Below are 17,266 nucleotides of genomic sequence, written 5' to 3'. Positions count from 1 at the left end.
TCAAATATTTTTATAAATAAAAACATATCGTTCGGGTTTTAGTTATGTTAAAAATAAAAGAAAGAGGGGAAATTATTTTCTCCCCACTTTTTTAGTAATATTACTTTTAAAAGTTTCTTCGGAGTTTTCCATCATTTCACAAAATTCACTATAGGATGAAGACTTCTGAGGAATTTGGATAGACCATTTCTTCAACAAAGCTCCATAACCTGCTAGCTTTCCTATCTCATTATCAACAACCTTGTCCTCGCTCGGAAAAACAAGACCAGCCTTCTCAGCTTTTAAAATATAAGAATAGGAAATCAGTTGGAACAAGTCCTCACGGTTTATTCCTTTTTCAGTCAATTCCAGTTTTTTATACTTAGCATCTAAAACGATTTTTAACTCTTGATGATAAAAATCTGGATAAACTTTTCGTTCTCGACTAGAAAATACTGAAATTCCGTCCGTCTTATCTTTATTTCGTGGATGGATGAAATCTTTTGGCAACAAAGTATGAACATACTCTTCCCAAAGCCAGGCAACATCAAAAAGAATACCATGAATTTTTTGATCTTGATACCCCAAACCGTGCTTTTCTTGGTTTAGGATCATCAGACAAAGTTCTTGTAACTTTCTGTACTCGTGAAAGTATGCATGACGTATAGGTTTAGATTGATTTACCCGAATAATCTTAGCACGATCAGCTAGTTTATAAGAAGGCGTTACACGCACGATTTCAGCTACGTTTTCACGACTAGTTGAGAGATTATCTAGTACCCCTTGACCAATGCTTTTCTGGTTCTTAATGTATTCAATAGTGTGACGGACCAACTGCATGAGGGGATTATCATAGGTGAACTCTCTCGTTGTGTAGGCAATATTTCCCGTGAAAGGAAGGTTTTTCTTGAGATGCTTTCTTACATCAATCACTCCCTTAACATTACTGTCGTTATGAGAAAATCGATGGTATTCCTTATAAAGACCTTTTCGAATAGCAGCTTGTAGATACTTGGGGAAGAGATACATCAAAAGTTGATAGAGCTTATCTTCACGTGACAAAGCTACATCTAAACTAGTGAGATTGATATGAAGAACCTTTTGTAAAAGATAATGCCAAAAATGGTCATTACCTTTAATCGAAAAACGAGAGGAGATTGTTAATCTCTCCTGACCATAGCCCAGAAAACCAATCACATTTCCTGTCTTGATTTCCTGATTGACCGTTTCCAAAATCTTTTGTTTCTTATCCAAATCTGGAGGATATTGTAGGTCATTTGGAAAAATAAAGATATTGTCCTCTTTAGAAAGGTTATCCAGTGTTCTATCAAGAAGTGCTTGACTTAGTTTGGGATATTCTGCGACAAAGTCTTCTTTAGCAATTTCATGATGATTATCAGTTATCCTCATCTTTATTTTCATCGCTTTCTTCGTCACCTGTATGTTTCTGAATAGTTTGCTCATTTTCTTTTAAATCAAACGCTTTTTTCAATATTTTTAGTTTTTCAACTTCCTCATAGGAACCACGTAGATAATCTTCCAAAAGTGGTTTGAGATAATCAGACCAGAGTAATTCATAGTCAAAGTCTACATCATGCAACTTAAGGAAATAACTTGGTCCGATATGATAATGACTATTTAATTCCTGAACGTTTTCGATAGCAACATTCAAGTTTCTTAAACGTTTTTTCGCTTCTTCAGCTTTATCACCAAGAGCAGTATCGAGCATACCTAATTGGCTTTCAGCAGTAACTTCAATAAAACGGAAACGACGACGCATAGCAAAATCAAAGGTGTCCACTGAACGGTCAATATCATTCATGGTTCCGATGATGTAGACATTCTCAGGGATATAAAATTTCTCATCAGTCTCATGTAAATTAGCATACTGAGTAGAAACACTCCCCTTTTCACCACGATAACCAGGGTCGATAGAGAAAAAGAGTTCCCCAAAAATCTTAGAAATCTCCCCACGGTTAATTTCATCGATGATGAAGACGAATTTTTTGTCAGTGTCAACCTCTGTTGGAGAAACATAATCACATAAGCCATAACTTTCTTTCATGTGATCTAAAACGATTTTTTGATAAGTTTCGTACTTTAACTTAGTCTCCTCACCCTTGTACAAAAGATACACTTTTTCTTTGGTAGCAACAGGAGAATCAAACTTCACATTCCCTTGACTATTTAAACTGGCTGGAACCGAACTACGAGGGAAGAAGTATTGTCCTTGCTTTTCATTGATAGCATCCGTTAGCTTAGCCCACGTTTCTTCAAAATTATCTTGACCTCCAATCTTCTTAGAATCTATAGCATTCTGACAAAACTTCTTAAAAATACCTTCTTTTAATTTAAAAAATATACTGCCATCCTCATTTGAATCCGGTCTTAAACCCTCAACAAAATCCGTATAATCATAAGATGGATGAAACTGTACAAAGCCGATTTGATCTTCGTTGCCTTCCGTTAACTCTTTAGCAATTTCTTTAGCAAGATAAGTTTTTCCCGTCCCCGGTGCACCACGGAGGATGAGGTTTTTGGATTTTCTTAATATACCACTATAATTAAATAAAAAATCATTCCTTAACATAGTTTCACTTTCTAATTTTTTATACTTTTTCCAATTAGGATGATTCAAAAAATAGTCATAGTCTTGAATTATGATTTCATCACTTGCAGCAAATTTTATTAACTGGTTAGTCTCTTTAGTTCGATACTTAATATCTGATGGAAACCATATTGTTTCTTGCCCCGTAAAGAAAAACCACTCCCTCTCTATATACTCTTTTTTCCAATCAACAATAATGGTATGCCCATCATCTAAAACCTCTTTAACAGTCGCCATTCCACGAATTTTCATCACAGAAACCTTTGAATCATCTTTCTTTACAAAAGGTAAATTCTTCTTTTTGACATATGTGGATTTAGCAAATAAAACGTCACCTGGTTTAATTTTATTAAACAACTTTAACATTTTTTGATACTGTTTATTTTCCTCGTTGTTATGCCATCCTAATTCCCACTTTCCTTCTTTCCTAAAATATTCAAGATAATCATCATCACCAAATTTTGTACCAACAAAAAAATAGTTATTTTGTTCACTGTTCATTTGAATACTCCTTTAATTAACTTTTACAAGTAAGTTCTATTAATATATAGTTCACCTCTAGCATATCATATCTATAAAAAAAAGAAAAGAATTTCTAAAGAAAAAGCCTAATGTAGAGTAGGGTATTCCCTCTTAACACTAGACTTCTTTTTTATCTTAATAATACTCGCCCTGGCGGTAGTCCCATGAGTTAAAGGTATCTGACAGGTGCATCATGATTTTATCAATGTCAAGTCCTTTGCGGATTACAACTGGAGCTAGTGAAGTTGAACGTTCTCCTCCTTGTTCTGGGATGAGTTTTCCGTCCTTATCGACCATAGAGACCATCACGCCTTGCTCGTAGCGCGTTTCAATCGTTTTGTCTGGTTGGATGGATGCCACATAGTCGTCTGCTTCAATGACAAGGTCCACTGCTCCTTCGATGCGTTCTCCGATTCCTTCTACCTTACCACGGTTTCCTTTTCCAGATGGATTTGCAGATGAGGCGTAGACCATCTTTCCTTCTTCCCAAAGTTTGGCAGCCAATTGTTCACCAGCTTTCCCAAATTTGATAACAAAACAGCTCGTTCCACGAACGTCCGTCATGAGTTCTTCACGGCCATCCCCGTATGCTTTGAGTTTTTCAAAAGCTTCTGGTTTCCAAGGAAGGATACAACCAAGAAGAATATCTTCATCCCAATGTTTTTGGTAAAAGGCTTCAATTTCTGGGTTGAGTTGTGCTAAAGCGCGAAGCTCATCCATGCTACCACAGAGAACCACACCTGGTTTGTTACGGTTACGTTTTTTAGCTTCAAACTTGCGTTCAAGTCCTGCCTTATCACTGGTCATAATAATGTAGCCAACTTTTGTAGGACAAACGATACATCCACCCTCACCTTTTAAAATGTCATAGCCCTCTTGTGAAAGTGTTCCCTTCCATTGAATGTGTTTTGTCATAGTTCTATTTCCTTTTCTATTTTTCTTCTAATCCTGCCAGTAGGCTGGTCGTTGTTTTTCATAAGCAGCAATCAAGTCTTCATACTGCAAGGTAATACCAATATCATCCAAACCATTTAAGAGTTTGTGTTTCCATTCGCTATCAATTTCGAAAGTGAATTCTCCAACTGGTGATATGATTTTTTGTTGTTCCAAATCCACAGTTATCTGGTCAGTCGGTTGTAGCTGGGCTAGTTTTTCTCGAACCTCTCTGGGCTGAACAATTGGCAACATGCCATTATTGAGTTCGTTATTGTAATGAATATCACCGAAAGATCCTGCAATCACGACCTTAAAACCATAATCTGCTAGGGCCCAAGCTGCATGTTCCCTCGAAGAACCTGCCCCAAAGTTATCCCCTGAGATGAGGATAGTTGCTTTACGATATTCAGGTCTGTTAAAGACAAAGTCTGGATCCTCAGTATACTTATCGTCCAGATAACGCCAAGCATACATAAGGTACTTACCAAAGCCTTTTTTATCAATTAACTTGAGAAACTGCTTGGGTAGGATTTGGTCAGTGTCGATGTTATCATTCATGAGAGGAACGGTCGTTCCCGTATAAACTGTAAATTTCTCCATATCCTCTCCTTACTGGGCTTCTGGCATTTGTCGAACATCTACGAAGCGCCCTGCGATAGCTGCCGCAGCTGCCATAGCTGGACTACAGAGATGGGTCTTAGCGCCAAAGCCTTGTCTGTCTTCAAAGTTTCGATTGCTGGTTGAGGCGCAGTGAACACCATCAGGCACCTTATCTGGATTCATCCCTAGGCACATTGAGCAACCTGGGTCTCTCCACTCAAAGCCAGCATCTAAGAAAACCTTGTCCAAGCCTAACTTCTCAGCAGCTCGTTTTACAGGACGAGAGCCTGGGACTACGATAGCTGTTAAGTTAGGAGCAATTTTCTTTCCTTTGACAAATCTCGCAGCCAGCTGCAAGTCACTGAGACGAGCATTAGTACATGAGCCGATAAAGATATAGCCTAGTTCAATATCCGCTGGCTTTTGACCTGGCTCTAAGTCCATGTAGTTGTAAGCTCGCTCATCATTCATATCTTTAATTTCTGGGAAGCTACTGTCAAAGTCAACCCCCATAGCGGGATTGGTTCCCCAAGTTACCATGGGAGCCAATCCTGAGACATCCATCTGGATAACCTTATCATAAACGGCATCCTCATCACTGACAATTGTTTTCCAATCCGCCACAGCCTCTTCAAAGTCCGCTGGAACACATTCTCGTCCCTTGAGATAATCATAGGTGGTTTGGTCCGGATTCATGATTCCCATCTTAGATCCAAACTCGATGGACATATTGCAGATGGTCATTCGCTCTTCCATGCTCAGTGCATCAATCGCTTGTCCACGATATTCCACCACGTAGCCAACGCCGCAAGCAACGCCGTACTTGGCAATCAAGGCTAAAATGTAATCCTTGGAATAAACTCCCTTTTGAGGAACACCTGTAAATTCCACCAGCATTTTCTTGGGTTTGACCTGCCAGAGGGTCTGGGTAGCGAAGACATGCTCAACCTCACTAGTCCCAATTCCAAAAGCGATTGCTCCGAAAGCCCCGTGAGTTGCTGTATGACTGTCTCCACAGACAATGAATTTTCCTGGTTGAGTTCTTCCTGTTTCTGGACCAACCATATGAACAATCCCCTGCTTTTCAGAACCGTGGGCCGCATGTTCAATCCCAAACTCCTCAACATTTTCAGCCAGCTTATCAATTTGAGCCTTGGAAATTACATCTCGAATATCGTAGATATTGACCGTCGGGACATTGTGGTCAAAGGTTCCAAATGTCAAGTCTGGTCGTCTCAATCTGCGACCTGCATCTCGCAAACCTTGAAAGGCTTGAGGGCTGGTCACTTCATGAATATAGTGCTGGTCCACATACATGAGTTGGGGTTGCCCCTCTTCTCCTGTGATGACATGACGGTCCCATAATTTATCAAAAATCGATTTTCCTGCCATCCATTACCTCCAAATAAAATATAAGGCTACTAGTGTAGTCACCATCCCAAGAAACCAAACTGTTTTAAAGTACCATTTTCGAGTCTTATGGTGAAAAGTGATTCCTGCTAACCAAGCACCAAAACCACCACAAGAAAGGGCTAAAATAAGTAAGATTTTCTCAGGGATGCGCCAAGCTCTTCTCCTTGCCTTGGATTTGTCAATACCATAAATCACGAAAACCATAACATTCCAAATCAAGAGGGCAAGAGTAATTTTTTCATCTAACTTCATAACCTTGCAATAATAGCTTCCGTCATTTCCTTAGTCGAAGCCTGTCCACCTATATCTCTTGTTAAAACACCAGCTGCCAAACTTGCCTCAACAGCATGCTCGATACACTCCGCATCCTTATAACGTCCAAAACTATCTCTCAACATCATGGCCACTGATAAAATCATGGAGATAGGATTGGCAATTCCTTGACCAGCAATATCAGGTGCTGAACCGTGAATAGGTTCATAGAGACTTGGTCCATTTTCAGAATGACTGGCTGATGGCATAACTCCAAGTGTGCCAGATAGAACGCTTGATTCATCAGAGAGAATATCTCCGAAAAGATTTTCTGTCACGATGACATCAAACTTAGCAGGATTGGTAATCATGAGCATGGCAGCTGAGTCCACCAACTGGTGCTCCAAAGTTACATCTGGAAAATCCTGTGATACCTTCTCAGCTACTTTCCGCCAGAGTTTTGATGTCGCTAGAACATTTTGCTTATCGATACTAGTAACGATTTTTCTGCGATTTCTTGCAATTTCAAAGGCCTTGCGAATAATCCGCTCTACTTCCTCATAGCTATAGTCGTTAATATCACGCGCTTTGCGCTCTTCAAGGATATGATCCCCAAAATAAATCCCGCCTGTCAACTCCCGCACAACTACAAAGTCTACACCAGCAATTCGTTCTGGTTTGAGTGGTGACAAATGCTTGAGACTATCAAAGATTTTTACCGGGCGAATATTGGCGTAAAGATTGAGTTCCTTACGGAGAGCCAGTAAGCCTTGTTCAGGGCGAACCGCTGCCCCATCATACTGAGGACTACCGATAGCCGCTAAGAGGATAGCATCTGATTCCCTACTTGCCTTGAGGGTTTCATCAGGTAAGGGATGCCCTGCAGCATCAATACCTGTACCTCCGAAGGGTCGTCTATCAATCTCATAGTCAAAACCTGTTTTTTCAGCTAGAGCTTCCAGAACATCTAAACCAGCCTCCATGATTTCTGGACCAATTCCGTCCCCTGCTAGAGCTACTATTTTCTTTGTCATAGCATTCTCCTTTACACACTAGGCATATCGCGGTAGGAAACGCTACGCCCCATCTCACCAGCATTCTCTTTTTGAACAAAGGTATTAGCATTGGTATAGGCAATAGCAGAAGCCTTCAACACATCGAAATCAAGACCTGCAGCGTTAAAGATGGTTTCTGTATCTCTGTTTTCAACAGTGACCAAGACCCGAGCCTGGGCATCAATTCCATCCGTTACCGCGTCAATAGTATAGGATACCAAGCGGACAGATTGATTAAAGAATTTGTCGATAGCGTTAAAGATTGCTTCAACAGAACCTTGCCCTGTCGCATTAAATTCGACTTTCTCACCATCCATATTGGCTAGGCTTACGAGCGCTTCGATATCATTATTAGCATGAGTTTGCAGTTGTAAATCATCAAAATGGAAGCCTTCTGGATTTTCAACCATAGTTCCAGCGACCAGCGCACGAATATCTGCATCTGTGATTTCTTGTTTCTTATCTGCCAGCGCCTTGAACTTAGCAAAGAGTGGTTTGATGTCCTCTTCTGTAAAATCTAGGGCCAGTTCTCTTAGTTTTTCAACAAAGGCATGGCGACCTGACAATTTACCAAGTGGGAGGCTGTTACTCTTGACACCGACCAATTCAGGGGTGATAATCTCATAAGTAAGAGGATTTTTAAGGACTCCGTCTTGGTGAATACCAGACTCGTGAGAAAAGGCATTGCCACCAACCACAGCCTTGTTTTTAGGAACTGGAATACCAGAGAAGCGAGAAACCATTTCTGACGTATTCATTGTTTCATCCAAAACAATATCACTAGTTGCTTGGAAGAAATCTTCACGAATCTTCAAAGCAACAGCTACTTCTTCAAGAGCAACATTACCTGCGCGTTCACCGATACCATTAATAGTTCCCTGGACACGTCCAGCACCGTGTTTAATTGCTGTCAAAGTATTTGCAGTTGCCATACCGAGATCATCATGACAGTGGACACCAAAGACAACTTTATGATCTGATTTAATATTTTCAGTCAAGTGATCAAAGATGCGTGCAAACTCTTCTGGCGTGGTGAATCCAACCGTGTCAGGGATATTGATATAAGACGCACCAGCATCAACCGCTGTTTGAACGACTTGTAATAGGAAATCCAACTCTGTTCTAGTCGCATCCTCTGGAGAGAATTCGACCACTTCAAACTTAGAACGTGCATAAGAGACATGCTCCTTAATAGCTTCTAGAATCTCTTCCTTGCTCTTATTGAGCTTGTACTTGCGGTGAATCGGACTGGTAGCGATAAAGACATGAATCTGTGGATACTTGGCATCCTTAAGTGCCTCATAACAAGCATCAATATCAGATTTTACAGAACGAGCTAATCCTGTCACTGCTGTTTTTTTCATGGCTTTAGCAATTTCTTGAACGGCTATAAATGAATCTGGACTAGCAGCCGGAAAACCAGCTTCAATTACAGAAATTCCCCATTTCTCCAGCTGTCTTGCAATGGAAACTTTTTCCTTTATTGAGAAGTTAACACCAGGTGTTTGTTCCCCATCACGAAGACTTGTATCAAAAAATTCAACTTTACGCATAAGATTTCCCCTTTTCCAAATGTGGTTTTTAAAAAAACATCTCGCTTAGAAGTCCAAGCGAGATGTTGATTCACTCCCGCTTGGTAAGCCAAACAGGACTAATGCTTTTTGCACTAGCCCGAGTACCTCAACAACAAAGCAAATTGATTAAACTTAGCTGTTTTCATGTTTGACTTTCTCCTTCGTTTGATATCTTGTTTAGTATTTTAGCATAGACAAAACTACTTGTCAAGAAAAAATCCAATATTTTCTGAAAATTTCTTCAGTATAGAATATTTAGCTAATTGAAAGTTCTTGAAAACCCTTGAAATATTTCATTTTTTAGAGGTTAAGCTCCAACTTTTCTCTATCAATTCTAGCACCTCTTCATCTGAAAACGTATCATCAAAAGCCACACTAATCCAGTAGCGTTTGTTCATATGAAAGGCTGGATAAATGCCCTTTTTTAAAAGCAAGTCAGCTACTTGATCATGTTTGAGGTTGACTGCTTCCACTAATCCTTCTCTCCCCTTTTCCAGCTTATCCCAAGAGATTCTCATCAAAACAGCATACCACTTTTGATTGCCTTCATGTCTTAACACTGCCGTATCAGGCGATTTCTCCCACAGATACTCCAACTGGTTAGCATACTTTTCCTGAACCTGAGCCATGATTCGCTTAGTCTGAGGACAGATAAAATCCTGTACCTCAAAACAAGCCTTCCGAATCTGGTAAAGAATCTCCAGACAAGCCTCACGGACATTTCCGACAAAAGACCCTCTCATGCTTTCCATATGAACTTGAGGATAGAGATCTCCTGTTTCCTGATCAAAGACTTGAAAGCTCACATTATCAGCAGTGATGGACACAGTCATGACAAAGTCACCCTGCAAAATTTGGCAACTATAGATCCAGACTCCACTACTTTCTACAAAACCATAGGCACGAGCCTTTTCTTGATTAAACTGATAGGATTTAAAAATTTCAAACATAAGTGAAAACTGCTACCCAAAGCTAGCAGTTCCTTTCTATTTTTTAAAAGACAATCTTGGTTCCGTGCAATTGTGTCACGCCCAGCTGGTCAATAAAGGTTTGACGGTTGTCCAAGTCAATCCCCCCACCTGGTAGAATTTCAATTTTACCTTTAGCGTGCTCCAAAATTCTGTGATAGTGAGCAAAACGTTTTTCTAAGGAGTCGCCAGACACACCAGCACGAGTTAGGATACGAGTGACTCCAGCTTGACTAAGCCAGTCAATAGCTTCCACTTGATCTTCATCGCTCAATTCATCAAAGGCCATGTGGAAGACAATTTCCATTCCCTTTGATGCAGCTATTAACTTCTCAAGATTTTTCTTATCCAACTTCTTATCAGCAGTTAAAACCCCAAATACAACCCCTTGACTTCCAGCCTGAGCAGTCAACCGAATGTCTTCTAGCATAATAGCAATTTCTAGGTCATTATAGACAAAGTCTACACCACGTGGACGAATCATGGTCATGATGGTCGTATCATAGTTAGCTGCCAATTCAACTGCTACCTTGGTCACGCCATAGCTGGGTGTTGTTCCACCAACTGCTAGATTGTCACAGAGTTCGATTCGACGAGCTCCAGCCTCCATCGCTTTTTCAAGCAAGGTCACATTTTCAGCACAAAATTCGTAAATCATTTGATTCTCCTTGAAGATTACTTTAAATTTATTATATCATATTATTGTGAATATGCTTTCATTTATATCAAGGAAAATAGTTACTATTTTTATTCTTTGTCCGGAATGACCTTGAAGAGATAATAGGTGATAAAGATGGTCAAAGCTCCCAGACCGATTTTGACTGGTAAGAGAGGGGCAAAATAAATGGAAATTCCCATCAAGATGTAGATAGATACGATGATTTTTTTCTTGCGTTCACGCGCAATAGACCTAGTCTCGCGAAAATCAGCTACATATGTTTGATAGAGCTTGGTATGATAAAGCCAATCTTCGAAGCGCTTGGAACTTCTGGAGAAACAAGCAATAGACAACAAAAGGAAAGGCGTTGTCGGCAACAAGGGTAAGACGACCCCAACAATAGCCAAGGCTAGTGATAAAAAACCAATAATTAGATAGATAATACGCATAACTTCTCCTAGTTAATACTCTTCGAAAATCTCTTCAAACCGCGTCAACATCGCCTTGACGTAGGTAAGGTTACTGACTTCGTCAGTTTTATCCACAACCTCAAAGCAGTGCTTTGAGCAACCTGCGGTTAGTTTCCTAGTTTGCTCTTTAATTTTCATTGAGTATAAAATAATCTTCTTCTAGTTTCGCATAAAATGATGAATTTTGTCAAGTTCTAACTAAAAAGAGCCTGAAATTCACTTTCAGGACTCTCTTCTTATTTAATCTTTTCTTCTTCGTAGTCACCCTTGCTACAAACAATCTGCTTGCCACCACCACGGACTTTTTTCTCCATGAGGAAGTTGCCACATTTTGGACAGTCACGACCAACAGGCTTATCCCAAGAGGTAAATTCACATTCTGGATAGCGATTGCAACCATAGAAAAGGCGATTACGTTTGGTTTTACGCTCAATGATTTGTCCCTGATGACAGCTTGGACACTCAACACCAATCTCTTTCACAATTGCTTGGGTATGACGGCAATCTGGGAAATTGCTACAAGCGTAGAACTTACCAAATCGACCAAGTTTAATAACCATTGGACTGCCACACACTTCACAGTCAAATCCAGCTGGTTCATCCTTGATCTGGATTTTTTCCATTTCTTCTTCAGCCTTGGCAACCTCTTTAGAGAATGGTTTGTAAAAGGCATCAATGACACGTTGCCACTGCTCTTTTCCAACTTCGACATCATCCAGCTTGCCTTCCATTTCAGCTGTGAAGGTCACATTCACGATATCTGGGAAATAGTCAACGATGAGCTTGTTAACAATTTCTCCCAACTCTGTCGGTTCAAAACGTTTGGCTGCAAGGCGAACATAATAACGTTTCTGAATGGTTTCAATGGTTGGTGCGTAGGTTGACGGACGGCCAACCCCATTTTCCTCCAAAGTCTTGATTAGGGTCGCTTCAGAATAGCGAGCAGGTGGTTGGGTGAAATGTTGCTCTGGTTTGCTATTGACCTGTTTGACAACATCTCCAACAGCCATGTCCGGTAGCATCTTATTCTTGTCAGAATCGTTATAAATGGCAAGATAACCATCAAACTTAACCTGACTACCATTGGCAGCAAATTGAACCCCATTTTGAGACAATTTAACAGCCATGGTATCAAAGACAGCAGCTGTCATCTGGCTAGCCACAAAACGATTCCAAATAAGAGTATAAAGTTTGAGCTGATCCTTGTCCAAATACTTAGCAATACTTTCAGGTGTATTAAAGACACTAGACGGACGAATAGCCTCATGGGCATCCTGAGCTCCTGAAGCATTTTTGACCTTGCTACCATGCTTAGAATACTTACTACCAAAACGGTCTGTAATGAAGCTTGCTGCCTCATTTTGCGCTACAGGACTGATACGAGTCGAATCGGTACGCATATAGGTAATCAAACCTTGAACACCAGAACCGATATTAATTCCTTCATAGAGCTGTTGGGCAACCATCATGGTTTTTCGAGTACGGAAATTGATTTTATTGGCAGCATCCATCTGCATAGATGAAGTGGTATAGGGTAATGGAGCGTTGCGTTTGCGCTCTTTCTTATCCACCTGATCCACTGAAAAGTCTTTACTAGTCAGACGAGACAAGACTTCCTTGACCTCATCATTGCTAGTTAGTTTCAGCTTTTTGCCATCTACTCCATAGAAGGAAGCCTGAAATTGCTTGGTTCCCTTTTTAAAGACAGCATCAATTGTCCAGTATTCTTCTGGCTGGAAGGCATTGATTTCATTCTCACGATCAATGATGAGTTTAAGGGCAATGGATTGTACGCGCCCTGCTGATAAGCCCTTCTTGACCTTCTTCCACAAAATAGGCGAAATCGAATAGCCTACCAAACGGTCTAGGACACGACGAGCCTGTTGGGCATCGACCAAGTCCATATCAATCTTACGAGGTTCTTTAAAAGCATTTTTGACCGCATCCTTGGTGATTTCATTGAAGACCACACGGTTGGCATCATTTTCATCCAAGTTGAGAATGTGGGCCAAATGCCAAGAAATCGCTTCTCCTTCACGGTCCGGGTCACTCGCCAGAAAGACTTTATTAGCTTTTTTGGCTTCTTTTTTCAAGTCATTGATAAGAGGACCTTTTCCTCGGATATTGATATATTGCGGTTCATAATTATTTTCAATATCGACGGACATACTGGATTTCTTCAAATCACGGATATGCCCGACACTGGCTAAAACCTTGTAGTTTCTGCCTAGATATTTTTCAATCGTCTTGGCCTTAGCAGGCGACTCCACGATGACTAGATTTTTTTTAACTGTTGATTTTTTCTTTTTTGTTGCCGTAGCCACAGTATCACACCTTTTCAAAGTAATAAACTTTATAAAGTGTAAACCATTTTTTGAACCCTGTCAAGACTTAGCTACTATAATAGAAGAAAAGTTTATACTTAAGACCACAATCTTCCTTTGAGATACATAGAAGACTCACGAAAAAAACCAGCTATTCTCAAGAAATTATTGCTCCTCGGACTCTGTATCAAATTTATTGGCTTTTTCCTTTTCTTTTGCTTCCTTATCCTTAATATACTGGAAGAAATACTCTACCAGTTCTTCCTTGCTAAGTTGTTCTGAATCAGACAATTGGGAAACTTGAACAGAAACATCACTTAAACCATAGTCCCCCCTCTTACTTGAAATCATATCGAGTTCTTCTTCTGTCAAATAATTTCCTGAAATGGTTAGCTTTAGAGTATGAGTCTTTTTAGAATAGGTTTTTTTCAAAATATTATGCCCCTGAAACTGCTCTGATATAAATTTATTAAGGGACTCTTTTTTCAACGTTTCTCTCACTAAAGTCGTTGCAGAGATGAAACTCGGAATCATCAGCAAAACAGCAACTAGAAGCAAAATCCTGCGCATTTTAGAGTCTTCTTCATTATCTCTAAAATAGTGCTTCTTAACCATCATCAACCTGACACCTATATAAGTCGCAATGACAATAAAACTACAATTGATGAGGAATAGGTAAGAGGAGCCTATGATAAATTTTAGATTAGCAGAAGCAATAGCATAACCTACCGTACAAAGAGGAGGCATCAAGGCGGTTGCAATAGCGACACCAGGGACAATATTATTGGTCTCTTTTTTCCTAGCACCAATAATACCAGCTATCCCTCCTACAAAAGCAATGAGAACATCCCAAATAGTCGGAGAGGTTCTAGCAACAATCTCCGAACTAGCATATGAAATGGGAGAAAGATAAAAATAAAGTGTTGAAGCTATTAAACTGGCAAGAATTTGGATAGCTAAGATTTTAAAAGATTTTCTTAACAATTTAAAATCAAATATAGCTAGAGAGAGCCCCACTCCCAGAATAGGTGTCATCAAAGGAGAGATTAACATGGCTCCAATAATCACGGGAGTCGAATCCATATTTAATCCGATAGAGGCGATAAGCATGGCACATAGCAAAATCGCTAAATCACTTCTGGAAAGTTCTAATTCTTCATATATTTTATTTCTAAATTCTACCAACGAATACAGTTTATTATTTGTCACAAATATCTTCCTTTCCTAGCTAACTAGTCACTAATACTCTTCGAAAATCTCTTCAAATCACGTCAGCTTCACCTTGCCGTAGATATATGTNNTTTGATTTTCATTGAGTATAAAATCCTAACAAACTCAATGCTTTAGTAGCCTAATATGCCAATCTCACGAGATCTTTTTATCATTTTCCATCACATCCTGACGCAAATGTCTACTGCTATCTCTCATCAGCTTCATTTCTAGTAAATGAAAATCAAACTCGGAAGCTCACCGTAGCTTGCTCAAAACACAGCAAGGCAAAGCTGAACTGACATAAAAAGATTTTTGAAAAGTATTATCATCAATTTCAGACCATTTTTTATAATAACCATTCTATTTTTATCTGTCAAGGTCTCTGAATTCTTTCTTAAACAAGCCTTGTAATCTCTACTTTTGAAGAATTTATTTTTCCTTACTGACAAGATTTTAGATGATAAGCCCCCCTGACAGTAAGCCAACCAAGATTAGTCACAAGCAACTCTCCTTTCTCAATTACACTAAATTGCTTTCCTTCCTCTGGGAAAAGTCCTCCACTCTACTTATTCACTTAGAAAAAACGCATAATATCAAGCGATGAAAACTTGATACTATGCGTTTTATTGTGGGGATATTTACTTCATTTTTTATTAAAAATTGATTTTTTCTCAGAATTCTAGCTTAGGTCATTTTTAAAATTCAAATTCCGCAAGCACATCTTGCCCGCTGGTGACCAATTTTGCTCCTTCTTGAATCAAATGATGGCAACCGTCTGATAGTCCATCTAAAATGCTACCAGGAATAGCAAAAACATCGCGCCCTTCTTCCATTGCTCTCTCACAGGTAATGAGACTACCTGAGCGCATCTTGGCCTCTGCTACAATCACGCCACGACAAAGTCCAGCGATGATGCGATTACGGGCAGGAAAATGAAATTTCAGAGGTTGTTCGCCTGGTCCATACTCACTGAGAACCAGATGGTCATTACCAATATAGTCTTGCAAACGTTTATTGGCTTTAGGATAAAACACATCCAGTCCTGTTCCAATCACTGCAATGGTTTTTCCGCCATTCTGAAGAACTGCCATATGAGCTGCTGTGTCAATGCCCTTGGCTAAGCCACTGACGATAACCAGTTCATTTTCCAATCCCTGAATGACTTTTTCAACTGACTTAGCTCCCTGTTTGCTACAAGCACGACTACCTACGACTGCTACCTTCGGGAATTTCAAGAGGTCAAGATTTCCCTTGTAAAATAAAAGTACAGGCGCATCATATATTTCACTCAAATCCCAAGGGTAACAGTCATCTAAAATAGAGAAAGATGGAAATTTTTGAAACTCCTTCTCCAAATGCGCATCATCTATCTGAAAATAACGTTCCATAAAAACGGCTGGATTACGGCAACCTGATATATCTGCAATATCACCTAACAACAGTTCTTGATCAACATTTTCACCGTATTCTAGGACTGTCAAAATCTGTTGATTGGTCAAACCTGATTTTTTCAACTTATAAATTTCATAGTTTGTGATTTTCATAAATAACTCCATTTCTTTTTCTAGTCATCTATTTATTCGTAAAAAAATCAAAAAACATCGTAACCGCGCCCAATAACGAAGTATATTGAAAAATCTCCAGACTAGAGAACTCATTGACAGTTCCTAATCTGGAGATTTTATTATTTCCTCATCATAGCTACAAAGCTACTCACTCAGTTCCTGAAAGTAGTGTTTTCTTCAAAACTAGACTTCTTCTTTGAGTTGACTGAGAACAGTCTTGATTTCAGAAATTAGTTCTGCTTCTTTTTGAGAATCTTTTTGATGGCTATCTACAAAGAGTCGTGCTTCATCAGCTAATTTCTTAGCCTTGTTTAGAACTTTTTTATCCTTGTCGCTAGCCTCTAGCTCAACTACAAGCTGATTCAATTCTCTTGAAAGCTTATCTAGTTGAGAGGATTTTTTACGAGCTACTGCAAAGAGTAGAGCTCCTAGAAGAGAAAGAACTGCAGCTCCTAAGACACCATATAGAGGGACTTCTGTCGCATTTTTAGCTTCCTTGGTGCTTTCTACTTCTTTATTTGAGCTTGACGCAGACTGACTCTTATCAGCTGACGTGCCAATTTGTAGAGAATTGAGAGCCTGTCTAACTTTAGCAAGAAGTTCTGCTAATTCTTGAGCTGTTAAGGAGTCATTAGTAAGAGCTGCTTGTGCCTCTCTTAAGATACGTTGTGCTTCCTCAAATGCTTCAGGAGATAGACCTGCTAACTCTTTCAAACGACGCTCCAGCTCCTCTACCAGAGACTGAAGTTCTGACTTGTCCACAGCCGATGGAGTTGTACCTGTTTGGGAATTCCCTACAAATCCAACGCTTCTACGAGCGCGGCGCGGAGGAGTTCTTCGATTTCTTGTAGCAGATGGCGGATTCACAGGACTTGCCCCAGACTGAGCTGGATCCGAAGGAGAAGTTGGTGTTTGACTGTCGCTCTTATCAACATTTCTCAAGCCAGTCTTGGCATTTTCAAGGTCAGTCTTGGCTTTAGTTAAGGCTTTTTCTGCCGCACTAACATCTGATTCAGAAGCGCTGCCGTCTCGTTGAACTTCCTTCGCTTTTGTAACCGCTTGGTTTGCCTTCTCTTTAGCTTCCGCATAAACTCGTTTACTGTCTTCTGTCTTACCGTTGGTGATCGTTG

General features: G+C 39.8%; 15 protein-coding genes and 1 pseudogene. All 16 read right to left on the bottom strand.

Going from position 1 to position 17,266, the window contains the following annotated elements; translation table 11 throughout:
• Positions 1-72: 72 nt before the first annotated feature.
• Positions 73-1,389, bottom strand: a complete 1,317-nt coding sequence (locus HT711_RS03545; protein ID WP_173249767.1) for an McrC family protein — start codon at positions 1,387-1,389, stop codon at positions 73-75.
• Positions 1,376-3,088, bottom strand: coding sequence for an AAA family ATPase (locus tag HT711_RS03540; RefSeq protein ID WP_173235075.1), 1,713 nt, complete (start codon positions 3,086-3,088; stop codon positions 1,376-1,378). Before HT711_RS03540 ends, HT711_RS03545 begins: the two co-directional genes overlap by 14 nt.
• A 156-nt stretch (positions 3,089-3,244) precedes the next feature.
• Positions 3,245-4,024, bottom strand: a complete 780-nt coding sequence (locus HT711_RS03535; protein ID WP_173249750.1) for a Sua5/YciO/YrdC/YwlC family protein — start codon at positions 4,022-4,024, stop codon at positions 3,245-3,247.
• 27 nt (positions 4,025-4,051) lie between these two features.
• Positions 4,052-4,645: a 3-isopropylmalate dehydratase small subunit gene (gene leuD, locus HT711_RS03530; protein ID WP_173249749.1), complete on the bottom strand. Its 594-nt coding sequence runs from the start codon at positions 4,643-4,645 to the stop codon at positions 4,052-4,054.
• 9 nt (positions 4,646-4,654) lie between these two features.
• On the bottom strand, positions 4,655-6,037 hold the full coding sequence (gene leuC / locus HT711_RS03525) for a 3-isopropylmalate dehydratase large subunit (protein ID WP_173249748.1): 1,383 nt from the start codon (positions 6,035-6,037) through the stop codon (positions 4,655-4,657).
• 3 nt (positions 6,038-6,040) lie between these two features.
• Positions 6,041-6,310: a DUF1294 domain-containing protein gene (locus tag HT711_RS03520; RefSeq protein WP_173249747.1), complete on the bottom strand. Its 270-nt coding sequence runs from the start codon at positions 6,308-6,310 to the stop codon at positions 6,041-6,043.
• Positions 6,307-7,344 carry a 3-isopropylmalate dehydrogenase gene (leuB, locus tag HT711_RS03515; RefSeq protein WP_173249746.1) on the bottom strand — a complete coding sequence of 346 codons (1,038 nt, stop codon included), beginning with the start codon at positions 7,342-7,344 and terminating at the stop codon, positions 6,307-6,309. The genes HT711_RS03520 and leuB overlap by 4 nt, the downstream gene beginning before the upstream one ends.
• Positions 7,345-7,355: 11 nt before the next feature.
• A complete protein-coding gene (locus HT711_RS03510; RefSeq protein WP_173249745.1) occupies positions 7,356-8,918 on the bottom strand; it encodes a 2-isopropylmalate synthase in 1,563 nt (520 codons plus the stop codon).
• 314 nt (positions 8,919-9,232) lie between these two features.
• Positions 9,233-9,889, bottom strand: a complete 657-nt coding sequence (locus tag HT711_RS03505) for an MmcQ/YjbR family DNA-binding protein (protein ID WP_173249744.1) — start codon at positions 9,887-9,889, stop codon at positions 9,233-9,235.
• A 43-nt stretch (positions 9,890-9,932) separates the two neighbouring features.
• Positions 9,933-10,565: a copper homeostasis protein CutC gene (locus HT711_RS03500; protein WP_173249743.1), complete on the bottom strand. Its 633-nt coding sequence runs from the start codon at positions 10,563-10,565 to the stop codon at positions 9,933-9,935.
• A gap of 89 nt (positions 10,566-10,654) precedes the next feature.
• Positions 10,655-11,014: a YbaN family protein gene (locus HT711_RS03495; RefSeq protein ID WP_050242780.1), complete on the bottom strand. Its 360-nt coding sequence runs from the start codon at positions 11,012-11,014 to the stop codon at positions 10,655-10,657.
• A 12-nt stretch (positions 11,015-11,026) separates the two neighbouring features.
• On the bottom strand, positions 11,027-11,173 hold the full coding sequence (locus HT711_RS11085; protein ID WP_205403208.1) for a hypothetical protein: 147 nt from the start codon (positions 11,171-11,173) through the stop codon (positions 11,027-11,029).
• A 98-nt stretch (positions 11,174-11,271) separates the two neighbouring features.
• Positions 11,272-13,359, bottom strand: coding sequence for a type I DNA topoisomerase (topA, locus tag HT711_RS03490; protein ID WP_173249742.1), 2,088 nt, complete (start codon positions 13,357-13,359; stop codon positions 11,272-11,274).
• Between the two features lie 165 nt (positions 13,360-13,524).
• Positions 13,525-14,568: a TIGR00341 family protein gene (locus HT711_RS03485; protein ID WP_050083959.1), complete on the bottom strand. Its 1,044-nt coding sequence runs from the start codon at positions 14,566-14,568 to the stop codon at positions 13,525-13,527.
• 698 nt (positions 14,569-15,266) lie between these two features.
• Positions 15,267-16,115, bottom strand: coding sequence for a DNA-processing protein DprA (gene dprA / locus HT711_RS03480; protein ID WP_173249741.1), 849 nt, complete (start codon positions 16,113-16,115; stop codon positions 15,267-15,269).
• A 204-nt stretch (positions 16,116-16,319) separates the two neighbouring features.
• A pseudogene (locus tag HT711_RS03475) lies at positions 16,320-17,266 on the bottom strand (hypothetical protein); the annotation flags it as partial.

Source organism: Streptococcus sp. 1032 (assembly GCF_013277015.1).
In the GTDB taxonomy this organism is placed as follows: Bacteria; Bacillota; Bacilli; order Lactobacillales; family Streptococcaceae; genus Streptococcus.
The sequence above is the reverse complement of the archived record's forward strand: the minus strand, read 5'-3'. Positions and strand labels throughout refer to the sequence as shown.

Excerpts from the sequence above, each read along its gene's own strand:
- HT711_RS03495 (WP_050242780.1), bottom strand. The coding sequence starts at position 11,014 with ATGCGTATTATCTATCTAATTATTGGTTTTTTATCACTAGCCTTGGCT.
- HT711_RS03545 (WP_173249767.1), bottom strand. The coding sequence starts at position 1,389 with ATGAGGATAACTGATAATCATCATGAAATTGCTAAAGAAGACTTTGTC.
- dprA (WP_173249741.1), bottom strand. The coding sequence starts at position 16,115 with ATGAAAATCACAAACTATGAAATTTATAAGTTGAAAAAATCAGGTTTG.
- HT711_RS03505 (WP_173249744.1), bottom strand. The coding sequence starts at position 9,889 with ATGTTTGAAATTTTTAAATCCTATCAGTTTAATCAAGAAAAGGCTCGT.
- HT711_RS03500 (WP_173249743.1), bottom strand. The coding sequence starts at position 10,565 with ATGATTTACGAATTTTGTGCTGAAAATGTGACCTTGCTTGAAAAAGCG.
- HT711_RS03510 (WP_173249745.1), bottom strand. The coding sequence starts at position 8,918 with ATGCGTAAAGTTGAATTTTTTGATACAAGTCTTCGTGATGGGGAACAA.
- leuB (WP_173249746.1), bottom strand. The coding sequence starts at position 7,344 with ATGACAAAGAAAATAGTAGCTCTAGCAGGGGACGGAATTGGTCCAGAA.
- HT711_RS03520 (WP_173249747.1), bottom strand. The coding sequence starts at position 6,310 with ATGAAGTTAGATGAAAAAATTACTCTTGCCCTCTTGATTTGGAATGTT.
- HT711_RS11085 (WP_205403208.1), bottom strand. The coding sequence starts at position 11,173 with ATGAAAATTAAAGAGCAAACTAGGAAACTAACCGCAGGTTGCTCAAAG.
- leuD (WP_173249749.1), bottom strand. The coding sequence starts at position 4,645 with ATGGAGAAATTTACAGTTTATACGGGAACGACCGTTCCTCTCATGAAT.
- HT711_RS03535 (WP_173249750.1), bottom strand. The coding sequence starts at position 4,024 with ATGACAAAACACATTCAATGGAAGGGAACACTTTCACAAGAGGGCTAT.
- HT711_RS03540 (WP_173235075.1), bottom strand. The coding sequence starts at position 3,088 with ATGAACAGTGAACAAAATAACTATTTTTTTGTTGGTACAAAATTTGGT.
- leuC (WP_173249748.1), bottom strand. The coding sequence starts at position 6,037 with ATGGCAGGAAAATCGATTTTTGATAAATTATGGGACCGTCATGTCATC.